This window comes from Vogesella alkaliphila (assembly GCF_014652475.1).
Taxonomy (GTDB): Bacteria; Pseudomonadota; Gammaproteobacteria; order Burkholderiales; family Chromobacteriaceae; genus Vogesella; species Vogesella alkaliphila.
This window is the reverse complement of record NZ_BMYW01000001.1, coordinates 645084-660956: the sequence shown is the minus strand read 5'-3', so window position 1 is coordinate 660956 and position 15873 is coordinate 645084. Positions and strand designations below refer to the sequence as shown.

The 15873-nt window shown below is 60.5% G+C and carries 14 protein-coding genes; 7 read left to right on the top strand and 7 right to left on the bottom strand.

Annotation, left to right across the window (positions count from 1 at the left end):
* Positions 1 to 436 precede the first annotated feature (436 nt).
* Positions 437 to 1045 (bottom strand): short chain dehydrogenase, encoded by a 609-nt coding sequence (locus IE100_RS03130; RefSeq protein WP_189372675.1) that lies wholly within the window; start codon positions 1043 to 1045, stop codon positions 437 to 439.
* 125 nt (positions 1046 to 1170) lie between these two features.
* On the opposite strand from IE100_RS03130, the gene IE100_RS03125 reads away from it, so the two are divergent.
* On the top strand, positions 1171 to 2046 hold the full coding sequence (locus IE100_RS03125; protein WP_308426764.1) for a LysR family transcriptional regulator: 876 nt from the start codon (positions 1171 to 1173) through the stop codon (positions 2044 to 2046).
* 545 nt (positions 2047 to 2591) lie between these two features.
* Here the strand turns inward: IE100_RS03125 and IE100_RS03120 are convergent.
* Both IE100_RS03120 and IE100_RS03115 read right to left on the bottom strand, forming a co-directional pair.
* A complete protein-coding gene (locus IE100_RS03120) occupies positions 2592 to 3227 on the bottom strand; it encodes a hypothetical protein (RefSeq protein WP_189372673.1) in 636 nt (211 codons plus the stop codon).
* Between the two features lie 109 nt (positions 3228 to 3336).
* Positions 3337 to 4428 carry a hypothetical protein gene (locus IE100_RS03115; RefSeq protein ID WP_189372672.1) on the bottom strand — a complete coding sequence of 364 codons (1092 nt, stop codon included), beginning with the start codon at positions 4426 to 4428 and terminating at the stop codon, positions 3337 to 3339.
* A 227-nt stretch (positions 4429 to 4655) separates the two neighbouring features.
* Between IE100_RS03115 and IE100_RS03110 the strand changes: the two genes are divergently transcribed.
* Both IE100_RS03110 and IE100_RS03105 read left to right on the top strand, forming a co-directional pair.
* Positions 4656 to 5282, top strand: coding sequence for a response regulator transcription factor (locus tag IE100_RS03110; protein WP_189372671.1), 627 nt, complete (start codon positions 4656 to 4658; stop codon positions 5280 to 5282).
* On the top strand, positions 5279 to 7096 hold the full coding sequence (locus IE100_RS03105) for an ATP-binding response regulator (RefSeq protein ID WP_189372670.1): 1818 nt from the start codon (positions 5279 to 5281) through the stop codon (positions 7094 to 7096). The genes IE100_RS03110 and IE100_RS03105 overlap by 4 nt, the downstream gene beginning before the upstream one ends.
* 38 nt (positions 7097 to 7134) lie before the next feature.
* Here the strand turns inward: IE100_RS03105 and IE100_RS03100 are convergent, their stop codons facing one another.
* Positions 7135 to 7707 carry a methyl-accepting chemotaxis protein gene (locus tag IE100_RS03100; protein ID WP_373295287.1) on the bottom strand — a complete coding sequence of 191 codons (573 nt, stop codon included), beginning with the start codon at positions 7705 to 7707 and terminating at the stop codon, positions 7135 to 7137.
* A gap of 744 nt (positions 7708 to 8451) precedes the next feature.
* On the opposite strand from IE100_RS03100, the gene IE100_RS03090 reads away from it, so the two are divergent.
* Positions 8452 to 9027: a hypothetical protein gene (locus IE100_RS03090; RefSeq protein ID WP_189372669.1), complete on the top strand. Its 576-nt coding sequence runs from the start codon at positions 8452 to 8454 to the stop codon at positions 9025 to 9027.
* 492 nt (positions 9028 to 9519) lie between these two features.
* Here the strand turns inward: IE100_RS03090 and IE100_RS03085 are convergent, their stop codons facing one another.
* Together IE100_RS03085 and IE100_RS03080 are read right to left on the bottom strand one after the other, a co-directional pair.
* On the bottom strand, positions 9520 to 10215 hold the full coding sequence (locus tag IE100_RS03085; RefSeq protein WP_189372668.1) for a DsbA family protein: 696 nt from the start codon (positions 10213 to 10215) through the stop codon (positions 9520 to 9522).
* The gene (locus IE100_RS03080) at positions 10209 to 11084 is read right to left on the bottom strand and encodes an MBL fold metallo-hydrolase (RefSeq protein WP_189372667.1); all 876 of its coding nucleotides are present in this window, start codon (positions 11082 to 11084) and stop codon (positions 10209 to 10211) included. Before IE100_RS03080 ends, IE100_RS03085 begins: the two co-directional genes overlap by 7 nt.
* Before the next feature lie 119 nt (positions 11085 to 11203).
* On the opposite strand from IE100_RS03080, the gene IE100_RS03075 reads away from it, so the two are divergent.
* Positions 11204 to 12094 (top strand): LysR family transcriptional regulator, encoded by an 891-nt coding sequence (locus IE100_RS03075; protein WP_189372666.1) that lies wholly within the window; start codon positions 11204 to 11206, stop codon positions 12092 to 12094.
* 11 nt (positions 12095 to 12105) lie between these two features.
* On the opposite strand, the gene zigA is transcribed toward IE100_RS03075, so the two are convergent.
* The gene (gene zigA / locus IE100_RS03070; protein WP_189372665.1) at positions 12106 to 13341 is read right to left on the bottom strand and encodes a zinc metallochaperone GTPase ZigA; all 1236 of its coding nucleotides are present in this window, start codon (positions 13339 to 13341) and stop codon (positions 12106 to 12108) included.
* 152 nt (positions 13342 to 13493) lie between these two features.
* Between zigA and IE100_RS03065 the strand changes: the two genes are divergently transcribed.
* On the top strand, positions 13494 to 14711 hold the full coding sequence (locus tag IE100_RS03065) for a BtaA family protein (RefSeq protein WP_189372664.1): 1218 nt from the start codon (positions 13494 to 13496) through the stop codon (positions 14709 to 14711).
* Positions 14708 to 15808 carry a GNAT family N-acetyltransferase gene (locus IE100_RS03060; protein ID WP_189372663.1) on the top strand — a complete coding sequence of 367 codons (1101 nt, stop codon included), beginning with the start codon at positions 14708 to 14710 and terminating at the stop codon, positions 15806 to 15808. The genes IE100_RS03065 and IE100_RS03060 overlap by 4 nt, the downstream gene beginning before the upstream one ends.
* Positions 15809 to 15873: the final 65 nt, after the last annotated feature.

The window sequence follows — 15873 nt, the reverse complement described above, 5'->3', positions numbered from 1 at the left end:
GCTGAGAAATCAGGTAAATTACCCTCGGACTCTAAAGCACTCTGCTACTGAAAACGGGGGGGACGTCGTACCAAAGCAACATTGATCTACAAGAAGACAAAGAACTTGCGTGCGGTGCAAATCTTGCTTGGTCATACCAAGTTAGAAAGCACGGTGCGGTATCTCGGGATCGAAGTCGATGATGCTTTGGAAATTTCTGAGCAGATCGAAATTTAGGTAGTCGTTACGACCACACTTTTCCACCAAGGTGGCGGCTATCTCATGTCGCCACCGAGCTTTTCGGCCAAAGCGGCCAATCGTAGCAAATCTGATGAGCGACAGCTCCCGGCCTATTGCTGTCGGTCGCCATCGCCTGAAATATAGTGGCCATTCATGGGCTGAATATGGGTGGTACCGGTAGCAGACCTGGGAGGTTAAGTGCCGCTAGCTCTTTACCTCAATGACCAACCCGATAGACGCGGCCGCTATGCACGCCTTCCACACTTCGTCGATAGGCCATCGCCACACTTGTCGCCGGCACGCCTTCGTAGCCGGGAAAGAACGGGCCAAACCGGTCCATGGATTCGATCAGCACGGTCGGACTAACGGCATTGATGCGGATGCCCCGGCGAAAATCGCATGCAGCGGCACGTACGAAGCCTTCAATCCCGGCATTCGACGCTGCGGCATGGGAACCCTGCGCAATCGGATCATCGACGGCAATGCCGGAGGTCAAAGTTATTGAGCCGCCGTCGCTCAGGTAATGTTGACCAATCAACGCGACGCGCACTTGGCTGAGCAGTTTGTCCTGCAAGCCTCTATGGAAATCGGCGGCCGTCATGTGCTGCACTGGAGCCAGAATGACGTTGCCTGCGGCAACAACAATGGCATCGACGGTGCCTATCTGCTTGAACAGTGCGCTCACACTGTCATCGCGGGTGATGTCAACTTGATGGTCACCCCGGCTACGGCCGACACGAATGACTTCGTGTTTGCCATCACGTGCAAGTTCATCCGCCACCGGACGACCAATATCCCCACCAGCACCGATTACGACGATCTTCATAAAACAATCCTTTTCGAGTTCAGGTTGAAACGTTGTCATTCTTCCCTGAACTGAAGCAATCATAAATGTGCTTTAATGATTGATACTACTAACTGATGGTTTGTAATATGGATAGACTGCGTGCCATGGAAACCTTCGTTGCCGTCGTGGAGGCAGGCAACTTCACCGAGGCCGCGCAGCAGCTGGACATATCCGCGGTAATGGTCGGCAAATATGTGCGTGAACTTGAAGAGCGTCTTGGTGCGCGCCTGCTGGAGCGCACGACACGGCGCCAGCGTCTGACTGATGCTGGCCGTGTCTTTTACGAAGATGCAAAGCGTGCGCTCGAATACATGCGTATCGCCGAAACCTCGGTCGAGCAGTTACGCGCGTCACCGTCCGGCACGTTGCGTATCAGTGCGCCGATCACCTTTGGCGCCTGTGTCATCGCCCCGCTGGCCGCGACTTTCCGGCAGCTGTATCCGCTCGTGCGCGTGGAACTGGAATTAAGCAACCGTAACGTCGATCTGATTGACGAAGGTTTTGATCTGGCGATCCGCATTGGTGAATTGGGCGATGCCGACCTGGTTGCAAAGCCGTTGACCATGTACCGCATGGTGATCTGTGCATCGCCGGGCTATCTCGCCCAATACGGGTGCCCGGAGACGCCGCAGGATCTGAGTGCCCATCATTGCCTGTCGCATACGGTATGGAATAGCCGTAGCGGCTGGAAGCTCGAGGATGGAGATGGCCCGCGCCTGGTGACGGAATCGGTGTTCACGTGCAATGACGGCAACGGCTTGCGCATGGCGGCAATCGCCGGCGCGGGACTATTACTGCAACCGGAGGTCCTGGTGGCCCACGATCTGGCAAGCGGAACGTTGGTACAAGTGCTGAAGACCTACTCACCCAAACCCCACCCGGTCCACATCGTGTATCGACACGACCGGCGTCCATTGCCAAAGCTCACCCAATTTGTTGCGCATTTGCTTGAGCATGTGCCGAAGCGAGAAGCGTCCTAGCAAACTTTTCCGCTTGTTTGTACGCACGGAGTCAATCGCCCCGACTCTTGTAGGTAGCCCTGGCCTACGAAAAGGGCAATGGCCGGTCTGTAAACAGAGCCGGCCATATTTCATTTGAAGAGTTCACCGACTGCTTAGGCCGAACTACTCTCGGCCGGGCTGACACATCGGCTGTTGGTCGGCCTTTTCCGCCGTTCGGTATGCCGGCCTAATTGGTCGGCAATGGAGCGGTTACCTGTCAGATACAGATTCTGAAACTTCTTTGCGTTTGGCTGTGCAGTGGGCCATAGCTTGATCACCGCCGGCTCGTTGCTGGGAGCTATCTTGTTCTGCCAATAAACCTGATACTGATTTCCCAATTCAGAACCTGCCGCATGCGGTATTCCGCTGCAAAGGCTCAAGTGAAGGGTTAAGTGGCGGCATCGCCAACTTCCCCGCGTCAGGGTACGGTAGAACGATCTGATATTGGGAACAACATCAATGAGAAGAAAGCCGCCTGCAAGGCGGCTTTGCATTATGCAAACGTTATTTAGCCATACCCGGCTTTAAGTCAACACGATGCTAGTAGCCACGACGAATAGGCGAGGATCCCCACCCATGCTCACCTGATCGAGACGTGATACTGTGCCAAGCTTGGTATCCCATGCGTAGGAAAGACGGTTTCCTGTCCAGAAGAATTGGAGACCCTCGCTTCCCATATCGGCTTGCGTGAAAGTGCCGTATGTCGCTAATAGCGCGATGCCATTGATGGTCGGATTAGCCTTTGTCAAAGCCATGATCTTATCAACATCGGCATAAAAGCGACCCCATGCATCGGCTAGCGGGTTATCGGTATTCGGCCGGATCACCTTAAGCTCGAAATGGGTCGAATCGACCCGCTCCTTGCTATTCCGTTCCAGCACGAAGTCACACCGAGCAGCCGATCGATAGTCGTTCGTCTGCCTAGCGTTCTGAACGCCAGCAGCGTACGCAAGATAACGGTAATCCGAGTTTGGAGGTGCCGGATATGGGACCTCCCGCTCGCACCCCTGCATCCAGTCGTTACTCAGAAACAGGCTGGCAATCTCCACCTGCAGCCAGCCCTCCCATCCACCTTTAAGCTGTGCGCATTTAGCCAAGTTGGCAGCGCGTTCCGGGAGGTAGTGCTGCGCAAGTTGGATTAAAAACGGTTGCGCTCTCATGCTTTTTCCTCTCTGGGTGTCTCGTTATGGGTCGCCCTTGCTTTCGTTCGGTTCGATCCGCCCACAGCAGCGGCGCGCCATCATCGGCGAAAGGGCGGTACTGGATGCATCAATACACAGCCCGTGCGCTCATCACCGCGAGAATGACCGGGTTGGCCTTCTCGCCGATTTCGGTGGGTACGATGTTCAGCACGAAGTCGTTATTGCTGCCCTTCTGGATATGGGTGTTGAAGTTGGCATCGGCACCGATTTTCAGACCGAACAGTTCGCCGCCCACGCCGAAATTCACATGTCCGTTCAGTGCAGCATCGATAAACATGCCGTCCTTGGCACTGACATGGATGCGGATGAAGGGCAGCCATACGGCAATGATCTGTGTCGGGTAGAGCACGAGTGAGCCCTTGTTTTCCTCACAATATGGTCCAGACGTATCGCGAAGATTGGGCAGGTCCTTATAGCGATTGAGATAGTCCTTGATTGTGCTGGGGTCGACACTCGACTCCGATGCCACCGCAAACGAGCTAATCGAGTGGCAGCGGAATTCCACTTTACTGGCCTTGAAACCAGCGGCCTTACTGAAGTCGATTCCGCCCGACATTTTCCCTTCAATGCTGAAGATGCCCTTGGAGAACTCGCCAGAGAGGTCGCCATCAATATGGAAATTTTCGAGCTCGCCAGAAGACATATCCAGCACGGAACCCTTAGTGAAGAAAGCGTCTAGTACGTCGCTTGATGCCGCCAGATCAGGCATCGTCTTGCCCTTGGTGCTATTCCGCCATGCCTCAAGCCTCTCGTTCCAACCATCAAGATCCGCTAAATAGATCGGCTTCTTTTTATCCGCACCGCCATGTGCTTCCTGCACTTCCTGGAGCATTTCCTCCGCAGTGGTTTTGGCGTGCTGCCATTTCTGCTGCTGCTTCTCATCACCCGCACTAGTGCCTTCATAATCTGCAGTCTTTATCAAGGCTTTCCAGAGATTCGCGTATTGCTGGACGCAGTTGATGCCGGAATTGGTGTAAAGATTACCCATGCTGGCTGGGCGGTTGCTGGCGTAGCGCCTGGCTGCGTCGTCCGTCAATTCTTCCATACCGATACCGACGAACTGCCGGATCACACTGTCGTCGCTATAGCCGCCGGTCAAAGTATCAACCAGTTTGTAGTACGCCAGCTTGATACTGTCCTCAAAATTCAAATCCGCCATGAAAACACTCCTCTTAGCATCTTCCGGTTATTGAGTTGGAAAGCACACGTTGCGGAAGGAAGATGAATGACCGCTTCGATGAGCAGTAGTGTTTCGCTAGGCAGGCGATCTAGTAAATAGTCTTTTTGCCTATATGTAATCCTTTTGGATTAACAATGTCATTTTTTACTTGCGCCTAGTAGCAGGCACGGATACGGTAGTGACTTCGCTCGGAACCTAATCTTCCCATGCTGCGCAGTCGCCTCCTCCTCATCGACGATCACACCCTATTCCGTACCGGCTTACGCCTGGTGCTGGCGGACAGTCCCCATGTCGGCGATATTCTCGAGGCGGGTTCTGTCATGGAGGCTGTGCAATTGCATGGCAATACTGCTGTCGACATCATCTTGCTCGATATCCAGTTACCTGGTTTGAACGGTCTGGACGGCGTGCAGGTGCTGCGAAATTATTTCAAACCGGCACGCATCTTGATTGTATCCGGCAGTTCAGAACAGGCTGCGTTGCAAGCATCACAGATCAACGACGTACTCGGATACTTGCCCAAAACAGCCAACACGGCACAGATTCAAGAGGCGATTGCCCACTGTCGAAGAGGGATACGTTACTTTCCATTTGAGGCAGACGCCCCCTCACTAACGCTCGCTTCGGCCGGCGGATTAACGCCGCGGCAACTGGAGGTACTGGGACAGTTGTGCCTAGGTCTTTCAAACAAGGCAATTGCTCTGCACCTAGGACTAGCTGAAAACACCGTGCGTGTGCACGTCGCCGCCATCCTCGACCAGTTAGGCGTCGATTCCCGCCTCAAAGCCATGCTGAAAGCGCAGCAGCTTGGCTGGGTGCAAATCTCCAAATGAACAGACCCTCCCTATATCCGCGTTTTGACGAACCGCGTCTGCTGTCGGCCCAGATGGAGTTGATCGACAACAGTTTCGGCATCGCCATGCTCGGCTGCTTCCTCGCCTCAGTACTGCTCGCAACTGGGATCATCATTTCGACTGGGACCTACGGCATCATCCTATGGACAGCGTGCATGGGACTGGCATGCGCATTTGGGCATTTTGGCCGCAACCTGCTACCTGACCGTATTAGTGAAGCCCATGCAACGCGCTACGCCAGGAGCATGACCGCACTGCTGACTGGTATCGGCGGGCTATGGGGCGTAGCAGGTTGGTTTTACATGGATCTGCGCTTCCCGCCCACGGCCATCTGCCTGCTCGCCATGATCGCAGGGATGAGCGCGGCTGCACTGGCCATCTTCTCTCCTTGCCTGCCCGTGGCGGTCGGCTTTTTCTTACCTGCAATCCTGCCGGTATGGACGGTGTTCCTCGCAACCAAGAGCATCTACTATTTGCCGATGTTCCTGGGTGTACCTCTCTACCTTCTAGTTTTGCTTGTCTTCGCCCACAACTATTCGCGTGTAGCGAGGCGCTCAATTCAACTGCGCTTCGCTAATTCCGAGCTGGTAGAGCAACTTCGCCAGCAAACGAACCGTACGGAACAGGCCTTGCGCCACGCCGAAGAGGCGAACCGAGCCAAGTCGGTGTTTCTCGCATCAGCGAGTCACGACTTACGGCAGCCCTTGCACGCGCTTGGTCTCTTCATTGTGTCGTTGGCACGGACGCCGTTGACTGACAAGCAACACGAGCTATTGGGGCATATCGAGGCTTCTTCAGGAGCCGCGCGTGAAATGCTCAATACCTTGCTTGACTTTTCCAAGCTGGAAGCCGGCGTAATCAAGGCGCATCCGCGCGAGCTTCGATTGCAACCCATGCTGCGCAAACTTGAGAATGAGTTCGCACCTCAGGCGGACAGTAAGCAATTAATTTACCGCGTGCGTGATACTGTTGCGGTCACCATCGCCGACCCGGGCTTGCTCGAAATAATTCTGCGCAATTTGATCGCAAATGCCATTCGTTACACCGAGCGAGGGGGCATCTTGATCGGTTGTCGCCGTCGCACTAAATACCTTTCACTCGAGGTGTGGGACACCGGTATCGGCGTGCCTGCTTCGCAGCAACGCGACATCTTCCGTGAGTTCCACCAGCTCGGAAATCCAGAGCGAGATCGCCGCAAGGGGCTTGGCCTGGGTCTCGCCATCGTAGATGGTCTGGCCCAAACCATGGGCCTACAGATCGACGTCGCATCCACCCAAGGACGCGGTTCGGTCTTTCGGGTGAGATTACCGCTGTCGGATGAGCCACACGTCGAGTTTCGAAACTTGACCGTACCGCTCGATACATTCAGCCTGTGCCGTCTACGAGTACTGGTCATCGATGATGACTTGACCGTCCGCACCGCAGTTTCAGAATTGCTAGATGGCTGGGAGTGCCCATGTATGGCTGTCGAGTCGGAACAGGAAGCAGTAGTAGCCTTGGCCGACTTCGTTCCCGACCTAGTGATTGCAGACTACCGTTTGCGCAGCAATCGCACCGGGCAAGAGGCATTAGGGGCAATCCATGCCTACCTGGGACGGCCGCTTCCCGCCATCATTTTGACCGGTGATACCGCACCGGACCGTTTACGGGAAGCGCAGGCCACCGGCGCCATCCTACTGCACAAGCCGGTCGAAGCCGAGACACTACGCCTGGCAATGATGCAATTAGCCACGGCGTCAGCTACACATGATCCGGCTTTACCACCCAAGCAGCAGCCACGCCAAGAGGGATGAAGCCAGGCATTGTCATAGTTCTACTTCTGCTAAAAGTGCTAAGCAATTCCTCCTGTTTGGAAGCGAGAAACTGCGTGGTGTAGCTCGTCTGCCTGCCCCTTGCTTAGATTCGTGGCGCCGTAAGCCTGTTGTACCATCTGCGAGGTCGATTCGGTCAGCGCGACGATGTGTTCTACACTGCTGGCCTGACTCTGTTCCGCTGTGGCTGCCGTCATATCCTGGCTACGTGTCAGCGTTTCGCGTGCGCTGGCCTGAATTTCTTGCAGTACCCCAGCAGCGCGTTCGGCCTGCGTTACGGCATTTCCTACCTTGGGCAAAATGCTGCCAATACTGCTGGATACCTGCTCGGTATCGCCTTGCACCTCTTGGGTGACGCAGCTGATCTCATGGGTGGCTTCAGTCGTGCGTTCAGCTAGTTTGCGCACTTCGTCGGCCACCACCGCGAAGCCGCGTCCGGTCTCGCCTACACTGGCGGCTTCGATGGCTGCATTGAGTGCCAACAGATTGGTCTGTCCGGCGATGTCGCGGATCACGCCGGCAATAGCGTTGATTTCTCGCAAGCGTTCAGCCATACGGCCAACCAGTTCAGCCGTATTGCTGACTTCGCCCACTACCTCACGCACGCTTTGAGCTGCTTCACGTGCCAGTTCTTCATCGCTATTGGTCGGGAGTACGCGTTCGTCGGCCGAGAAAACAGTCGTTCGACTGCTTGATCTCAGCAACGTCAGCTAACCACTGCGCTGCTGCCGCACAGGGCAACGAGTGCCAACGACGACAATGGCCGAACTGCCGCCGACCAAGTTAACGCTTCGTCAGTTGATCGGCCAAAGCTGCCTGTCGATAACATCGATGTCATTGGCAGCTAGCTGCAGCAAAGCAGACATTAAAGAATATCGTCGCGTGCCTTCCGGCACGACAAATAATGCGCTCATAGGCTATCCAGCGGACTGCTCACGCCCCGGCCTCCCTTGTTCAGTACATGGGTATAAATCATCGTGGTGCTGACATCCGCGTGGCCCAGTAGCTCCTGCACCGTGCGAATAAGCGACCTCGGTATTGTGGCTGTAATGACGGAGCCAACAGACGATCGAGACTTGGTCGAGCAGGCGGGGACGGTTGGCTGCGACTTCACCCCATGAGTGTCACTCCTTCAGGTCAAAAATCGTAGGGTAACGTGCAGCAGGGGGCACGACCATGGCGTCCGGCAGATTGGGGGGTGTTATACGGATAGGTTAATGACAAACAGCTTGAGAAATATGGTATTCGGGTACGATAATGGATGTCAGCAATATCAATTAATATACGGACCTGCGTGTCCGTATAGAGCGCATCCATTCACCAACCACGAGGATTAGATGAAAGCTGTTAAGTCGATCGTGACTCTCTCGGCAATTTGCGCTACTAGCGCATTTGCTGCCGAAATTACAAATTACTCCACGCCGGGGAATCTCGCGTCTACCCATGTCGTGAGATGTGAAAGCATTTCATCCCTATCTAATAAGCACACGCCTGCTGATACGTTCAGAGGCATGTCTAAGTGCCTTGCGGAGAAGAACTATGAAACCGCTGTCGAGTTGTATGCATTTTCGAAAATTTACAGTGGCATAGATGCCAGACGCGTAACGGATAGCACGGCTCGTCAAGCCGTAATCGTTTTGCTAATGGAAGCCACAAGCAAGCTTTCCAAAGAGGAACTAAAGGCGTTCGGCTCGGTTGCTAAGGAGCGTCTCACCGAGGGCAGCCAATCCTTGAAGGAAATTTGCACCAAGATACTAGCCATTGGTGCGCCGGACTATAGGCCGGACTACATGATCCAGCATGGAATGGGAGCGTTTGGTGGGAACGGACCTAGTGATGGTGTGAACCCGGCGATTGACGTTGCTGCTGAACTCAAGGAGGGTCTGAACAAGGGACTCCATTGCAATATATGACCGGCTCCGAGAGAGCCAAAACTACAACAGCCTTGGTCAGGGGCATGGCGAAAATGCGCTCTAACCCGTCCGTCGAGGCGACCCACAAAAAGCTTTGCTTTTTGCGGTCGCCTCACGTCCAACGTTATGGCAGTTTTTCTGTTAACACCGGCCCTTCATATCCCGGATAGTTGAAGCTTGTAAATGTCCGCAACTGGCCGATAGCCGCCATCATGCCAATACATGGGCATAACTTCCTGCTTTGACCGGCCTACTTCCCTGCCTCGCCTTCCCACAAAACCACAAGGTTGGCCGCAAGCCCTGCCCCGGCCTGCGGCCAACCTTGTCCACGCCAGCGGCGGCGACACCGGCAGGCGGCTGCCGGCCTTCACCTCACGCAGCGCCGGGCTGGAGTGGATGGCCCCCAAAGATCAGCCAGCGCATCACCGGTATCGGCCGGTCATTCACCAGCCCGTTTCCGGCTGGCGTTTTTTTACGCGACCACTTTGCGCCTCAGTGACAACCATCCGGCGTGCAAAACGGCGCATCGGTCGTGCCCTGGCCAGCCGCCCCGCCCAGCAAACCCTGCAGATAAGCGGCAAACGCCTCCGGCTTGCCGAGGAACGGCGACAGCTCCACCCGCTGCAGCTGGCCGTTCAGTTCCAGCAGCAGCGAAGGGAAACCGCGCAGGCCGTGCGCGGCCATGTCGCGGTGGCTGCGGCCAACGTGGGCGGCGAACTCGCCCTGCTGGCGCTGGTATTCGGCGGCGAAGGCGGCGCCATCAAACCCCATTTCCTGCGCCAGCTGCTGCAGCACCGCCGGCTCGGCGATGCGCTGCCCGTCCACGTAGTGCGCCTGCTGCAGGCGGTGCAGCATGCTCAGCCCGTCTACGCCCAGCGCCTCGGCGGCGAGAATGGCCAGCGTCGGCGGCGTGCTGTCGAACACCGCGCCGCTATCCAGCAGCAGGCCGTTAAAGTAGCCATCGCCGAACGGCTGGCCGGTAAGCTGCTGGATGCGCTGGTCGTGGCCCATCACGTACTGGCGCAATTGCGGCGTGACCGGCTGGCGGTTCGGCCCGCTCATCATCGCGCCGGCGTGCAGTTCGATAGCGAGGCCGGCAACGTTGGCCGCAGCGGCCAGCAGCGGCGCCGCGCCGTAACACCAGCCACACAGCGGGTCGTAGTAGTAATGCAGAGTGGCGTTCACCATTTCATTTCCCCTTTGTTCACCTTGGCGCCGATGTCCAGCGCCAGCCCCATGCCGGCCTGCGGGTAGGCACGCTGCATGGCGGCAATCAGTTCGGCAGCATTGTTGGCCTTGCCCGCCTCGCTGTCAAAACGCTGCAGGTAATTGCGGGTGTAGCTGATGGCCGTAGAGTCCAGTGCGCTGCCGGCGGCCATGTGGCCCGGCACCACGATGGCGGGCTTGAGCGCGGCCATCTCGTCCAGCTGCGCCAGCCACGCCTGGCGTTCGGCCGGCTGCTGGGTGTCGGCGGTCCAGACGTGCAGGCCGCTGAACAGCGCCACGTTGCCGGCGATGGCGCGCAGCGACGGAATCCACACATACGGCCGATGCGCCAGCACGCCATGAGTGCCGCGCAGCTCGATCTGTTCGCCATCCACGCTCAGGCTGTCTGTTTTCAAGGCACTGGGCACGACGGGCTGCTGCGGCGCGTTGGCGCCCATCTTCGGTCCCCAGAACGCCAGCTTGCCGGCCAGCTTGGCCTGGATTTTCCCGGCCACCGCCGGGGTGGCCACCACCTCGGCCTGCGGGAACAGTTGCTTGAGCACCGCGGCGCCGAAGTAATAGTCCGGGTCGGCATTGCTGATCAGGATGGTCTTCAGCGTCTTGCCGCTGTCCAGCACGTTGGCCGCAATGCGGTAGCCGTCGGCACGGGTAAAGCCGCTGTCGATCACCATCGCCTCGTGCTCGCCGCTGACCACCACGGCATTGGCGTGAAAGCTGCCCTCGCCGGCGTTGTAGACCTTGAGCTGCAAGGGCTGGGCGGCGTGGGCGGCGGCGGTGGCAAGCGCGATGCCAGTTGCGATAACAGTCGCGATGCGGGTGTGGCGAAGCATGATGTGTCCTTTCATGACGGCGACAGCCGCGTAGTTGATGGAGCTCACTATAATTTCCGTATTCGCGCAGATAAAGTGGATAAACTGCGCATATTTATTGCACAAATCGAGCAAATAATATGGATAGAGTCACCGCGATGCGGGTATTCGCCGACGTCGCCAGCAGCGGCAGCTTCAGCGCCAGCGCCGAGCGGCTGGAGATGTCGCGCGCGATGGTGACGCGCTATGTGGCGGAGATGGAGCAATGGCTGGGCGCGCGGCTGCTGCAGCGCACTACCCGCCGCGTGACGCTGACCGATGCCGGGGAACAGGCACTGCGCCGCTGCCTGCAAATGCTGGCGCTGGTGGCGGAGGTGGAGGACGAGGTGGCGCCGGCCGATGGCGGGCTGCGCGGCCAGCTGCGACTCACCAGCAGCATGTCCTTCGGCCACGCCCACCTGGCGGCGGCGCTGGCCGAGTTTCTAGCGCAGCATCCGCAGCTGAAGATCGACCTCAACGTCGGCGATGCCGCCTTGAACCTGGTGGAGGCACGTATCGATCTGGCGATCCGCATCAGCAGCGAGCCGGACCCGGCCTTGATCGCGCGGCCGCTGGCGGTGTGCGATTCGGTGCTGGTGGCCAGCCCGGCCTACCTGGCGGCGGCCGGCACGCCGCAGACGCCGGCGGAGCTGGCCGGCCACCGTTGCCTGGGGCACAGCAACGTTGGCCGCAGCAGCTGGCGTTTCCTGCGCGGCGAGCAGACCGACACCGTCAACGTGGCCACCCGCTTCACCGCCAACGACGCCACCGTGCTGCTGCACGCGGCGCTGGCCGACGGCGGCATCAGCCTGCAGCCGAGCTACCTGGCCAACACGCTGCTGCAGGATGGCCGGCTGCAGCAGGTATTGCCGGAGTGGCAGCCGCCCGCGATGACCATCTACGCGCTGTACCCGTCGCGCCGCCACCTGTCGCCGGCGGTGCGGGCCTTGCTGGATTTTCTGGTCGTGCGCTTCGCCACGCTGCGCTGGTAGCCGCGCGGCAGCTAGTTGCCGGCCACGTCCACGCCGTCATCCGCCTCTGCCCAGCTCGGGAACGGGTCCGCCAGGGCGGCCCAGCTGTCCGCCCCGGCGGCCAGCTCGGCGTCGGTCAGCAGGCAGGCGTCGAAGGCCGCCGTCAGCGCCGCCGCGTCCATGTCGATGCCGATCAGCACCAGCTCCTGCTGGCGGTCGCCCCACGGCTCCTGCCAGCGGCTGGCGATCAGCGCGCGGCTTTCCGCGTCGTCCGGCCAGTCGGCGCGATCGACCGCGTCCCACCACAGCCCGCCCAGGCCGTGACGCGACATGGCGCCGGCCTGCGACCAGCTGCCGACCAGCAGCGGCCGCGTCGCCAGCCAGAAGTGGCCCTTGGAGCGCACCACGCCCGGCCATTCCTGCTGCAGCCAGTGATACAGGCGCTGCGGATGAAACGGCGCGCGCGCGCGGTAGACAAAGCTGCCGATGCCGTAGGCTTCGGTTTCCGGCACGTGCTCGCCGCGCAGCTCCTGCAGCCAGCCCGGTGCCTCGGCGGCGGCGTCGAAATCGAACAGCCCGGTATCCAGCACCGTATCCAGCGGCACGCGGCCAAAGTGGCTATGCACGATGCGCGCGCGCGGGTTGAGCGTGGCCAGGATCGCCTGCAGCTGCCGGATGTCGGCGGCGCTCATCAGGTCGGTCTTGTTGAGCACGATCACGTCGCAGAACTCCACCTGCTCCACCAGCAGGTCCACCACCGTGCGCTCGTCGTCCGCGCCCGCCGCCTCGCCGCGCTGCGCCAGGCTGTCGCGCGAGCCGTAGTCGCGCAGGAAGTTGAAGCCGTCCACCACCGTCACCATGGTGTCCAGCCGCGCGATGTCGGCCAGGCTGTGGCCGTCGTCGTCGCGGAAGGTGAAGGTCTCCGCCACCGGCAGCGGCTCGGCGATGCCGGTGGATTCGATCAGCAGGTAGTCGAAGCGGCCGGCGGCGGCCAGCTGGCGGATTTCGACCAGCAGGTCCTCGCGCAGCGTGCAGCAGATGCAGCCGTTGCTCATCTCCACCAGTTTTTCCTCGGCGCGGCTCAGCGCGGCGCCGCCGTCACGCACCAGCTGCGCGTCGATGTTGACCTCGGACATGTCGTTGACGATCACCGCCACGCGGCGGCCTTCGCGGTTGTGCAGGATGTGGTTGAGCAAGGTGGTCTTGCCGGCACCGAGAAAGCCGGACAGCACGGTGACGGGCAGGCGATGGTCTTGGGGCTGGAACACTGCATTCCTTTCGTTATAACGTAACAATCAATAGAGTTACGTTATAACACAGCTGTCAAGCCCTGCCCTGCGTCACGGTACTGACATCAAGCCGTCACATGCCTGCCACCCGCCGCCGCCACAATGCCGGGATGCCCAACCCCGGAGGCGATATGCATACCCATACCCTGGTCAACAAGGCGGTCCACAACAGCCGCAGCACCGGCGCGCGCGCGCTGGGCGACCGCCTGTTCGCGTGCTGGTTCAGCCAGCTGGTCTACGCGCAGATCTGGGAAGACCCGCTGGTGGACATCGACGCGCTGCAGCTGCAGCCCGGCGCGCGGGTGCTGACCATCTCCTCCGGCGGCTGCAATGCGCTGGCCTACCTCGCCTGCGCGCCGCGGGAGGTGCACGCGGTGGACCTCAACGCCAGCCATCTGGCAATGCTGGCGCTCAAGCGCGCCGCGTTCCGGAGCCTGCCGGACTACCCGTCGCTGCTGGCCTTTCTCGGCGGCGCCGACGATGCGGCCAACCTGCAGCGCTACCGCCAGCATCTGGCGCCGCAGCTGCCGCCGACCGCGCGCCAGTACTGGGAACAAACCGACTGGCGCGGCCGGCCGCGCTACAGCCTGTTCGCGCGCCACGCCTACCGCCACGGCCTGCTCGGCCGCTTCATCGGCGTTTCGCACGTCCTGGGGCGGCTCTTGGGCGGCAACCTGTCGCGGCTGGCCACGGCGGCCAACCTTGACGAGCAGCAGGCGCTGTTCGATCGCCATCTGGCGCCGCTGTTCGACCACCCGCTGCTGCGCTTCCTCGCCCGCCGCCCGGCGATGCTGTACAGCATGGGCATTCCGCCGGCGCAGTTCGCCGCGCTGCTGCACGACGCCGACGGCGACCTGCCGGCGCTGTTCCGCGAGCGCATGCGCCGCCTGGCCTGTGATTTTCCGCTGGCGGACAACCCCTACGCGCAGCAGGCGTTTGCCCGCCGCTACGATACCGGCCGCCAGAGCGCGCTGCCGATGTACCTGCAGCAACAGCACTACGCCGCCATCCGTGAGCACAGCCCGCGCCTGCACAGCCACCACTGTTCGCTGACCGACTTTCTCGTCAACCGCCCGTCGCACTCGCTTGACGCCTATTTGTTCCTCGACGCGCAGGACTGGATGGACGACGCCCAGCTCAATGCGCTGTGGCGCGAAGTGACCCGCACCGCCGACAAGGGCGCGCGGGTGGTGTTCCGCACCGGCGGCAGCGCTTCGCCGCTGGAAACGCGGCTGGCGCCGCAGGTGCGCGCCGTATGGCACACCGACCCCGACCACAACCGCGCGCTGCACCGGCGCGACCGCGCCGCCATCTACGGCGGCGTCCACCTCTACATCAAGCAAACATGAACCGACTCGAACCCGCGCTGCTGCTGGACGGCCACGCCAGCTGGCTGAGCCAGGCCCGGCTCAGCGGCGGCCAGCACTGGGTGCGCAATGCCGCCTGCGACGTCTGCTGCAGCGACGCCGGCAACCCGCCCATCCCCGTCACCCGCCTGCACACCTTCAGCGCGCAGGACAGCTACGTCGCCAGCGCGCGCTCGGCATGGCTGCGCTACGCGCAGGACGAAGCGCAGCGCAAGAGCCGCTCGCTGGGCACGCTGGCGCAGGTCGCCGGCCTGCCGCTGTCCGGCCTGATCACCGCCGCGCGGCTGGACGAGGCGGCGGTGATCAACAACTGGCTGATCTCCACCAACCTGCACCCGGACTGGCAGGACAGCGACCTGTCGCTGCTGACCGAGTCGGTGATGGCGCGCCACTGCGACAGCCCGCTGCTGCTGCGCAATGTCAGCGACGCGGTCAACCCCGGCCTCGCGCAAAGGTTGGCCGCACAGGGCTGGACGCTGCTGCCGGCGCGACAGATCTACACCTGCGATCCGCAAGACCCGGCGGTGTGGCAGAGCCCCAACGTCAGGCGCGACCAGAAGTTGCTGGCACAGCCCGAGCTGCAGCTGTGCGGCCCGGACACGCTGAGCGCGGACGACCTGCCGGCGCTGCGGCGCTGCTTCCGCGCGCTGTTCATCGACAAGCACTCGGTGCTGAACCCGGACTTCACCGATGCCTTCTTCGCGCTGTGCCTCGACAAGCGCTTCCTGGAGCTGCACGCGCTGCGGCTGGACGGCCGCATCGTCGGCGTCATCGGCTTCTACCAGCGCTACGGCTGGCTGACCACGCCGCTGCTGGGCTACGACACCACGCTGCCGCCGGAGCTGGGGCTGTACCGGCGGCTGATGGCGCTGCTGCTGCGCGAGGCGCAGGCGCGCGGCCTGCGCCTGCACTACAGCTCCGGCGCCGGCGCCTTCAAGCAACATCGCGGCGGCGTGCCGGCGCTGGAATACAGCGCGGTGTTCAGCGGCCACCTGCCGGGGCGGCAGCGGCTGGCGTTGGGCACGCTGGCCGGCATCCTGCAACGCATGGCCGGGCCGATTCTCAGCCGCCACGGCTGAGCGCGGCGAGCCGGTTTGGGACTTTGCTTAGCAGAAATCATCATTGGCATAAAACATGCCAATGA

What these genes read in the sequence shown, in the direction of transcription:
- IE100_RS03080 (WP_189372667.1), bottom strand. Translation starts at nt 11,084, where the DNA reads ATGCTTCGCCACACCCGCATCGCGACTGTTATCGCAACTGGCATCGCG.
- IE100_RS03125 (WP_308426764.1), top strand. Translation starts at nt 1,171, where the DNA reads ATGGAAACCTTCGTTGCCGTCGTGGAGGCAGGCAACTTCACCGAGGCC.
- IE100_RS03110 (WP_189372671.1), top strand. Translation starts at nt 4,656, where the DNA reads ATGCTGCGCAGTCGCCTCCTCCTCATCGACGATCACACCCTATTCCGT.
- IE100_RS03075 (WP_189372666.1), top strand. Translation starts at nt 11,204, where the DNA reads ATGGATAGAGTCACCGCGATGCGGGTATTCGCCGACGTCGCCAGCAGC.
- IE100_RS03115 (WP_189372672.1), bottom strand. Translation starts at nt 4,428, where the DNA reads ATGGCGGATTTGAATTTTGAGGACAGTATCAAGCTGGCGTACTACAAA.
- IE100_RS03060 (WP_189372663.1), top strand. Translation starts at nt 14,708, where the DNA reads ATGAACCGACTCGAACCCGCGCTGCTGCTGGACGGCCACGCCAGCTGG.
- IE100_RS03120 (WP_189372673.1), bottom strand. Translation starts at nt 3,227, where the DNA reads ATGAGAGCGCAACCGTTTTTAATCCAACTTGCGCAGCACTACCTCCCG.
- IE100_RS03090 (WP_189372669.1), top strand. Translation starts at nt 8,452, where the DNA reads ATGAAAGCTGTTAAGTCGATCGTGACTCTCTCGGCAATTTGCGCTACT.
- IE100_RS03065 (WP_189372664.1), top strand. Translation starts at nt 13,494, where the DNA reads ATGCATACCCATACCCTGGTCAACAAGGCGGTCCACAACAGCCGCAGC.
- IE100_RS03105 (WP_189372670.1), top strand. Translation starts at nt 5,279, where the DNA reads ATGAACAGACCCTCCCTATATCCGCGTTTTGACGAACCGCGTCTGCTG.
- IE100_RS03130 (WP_189372675.1), bottom strand. Translation starts at nt 1,045, where the DNA reads ATGAAGATCGTCGTAATCGGTGCTGGTGGGGATATTGGTCGTCCGGTG.
- IE100_RS03085 (WP_189372668.1), bottom strand. Translation starts at nt 10,215, where the DNA reads ATGGTGAACGCCACTCTGCATTACTACTACGACCCGCTGTGTGGCTGG.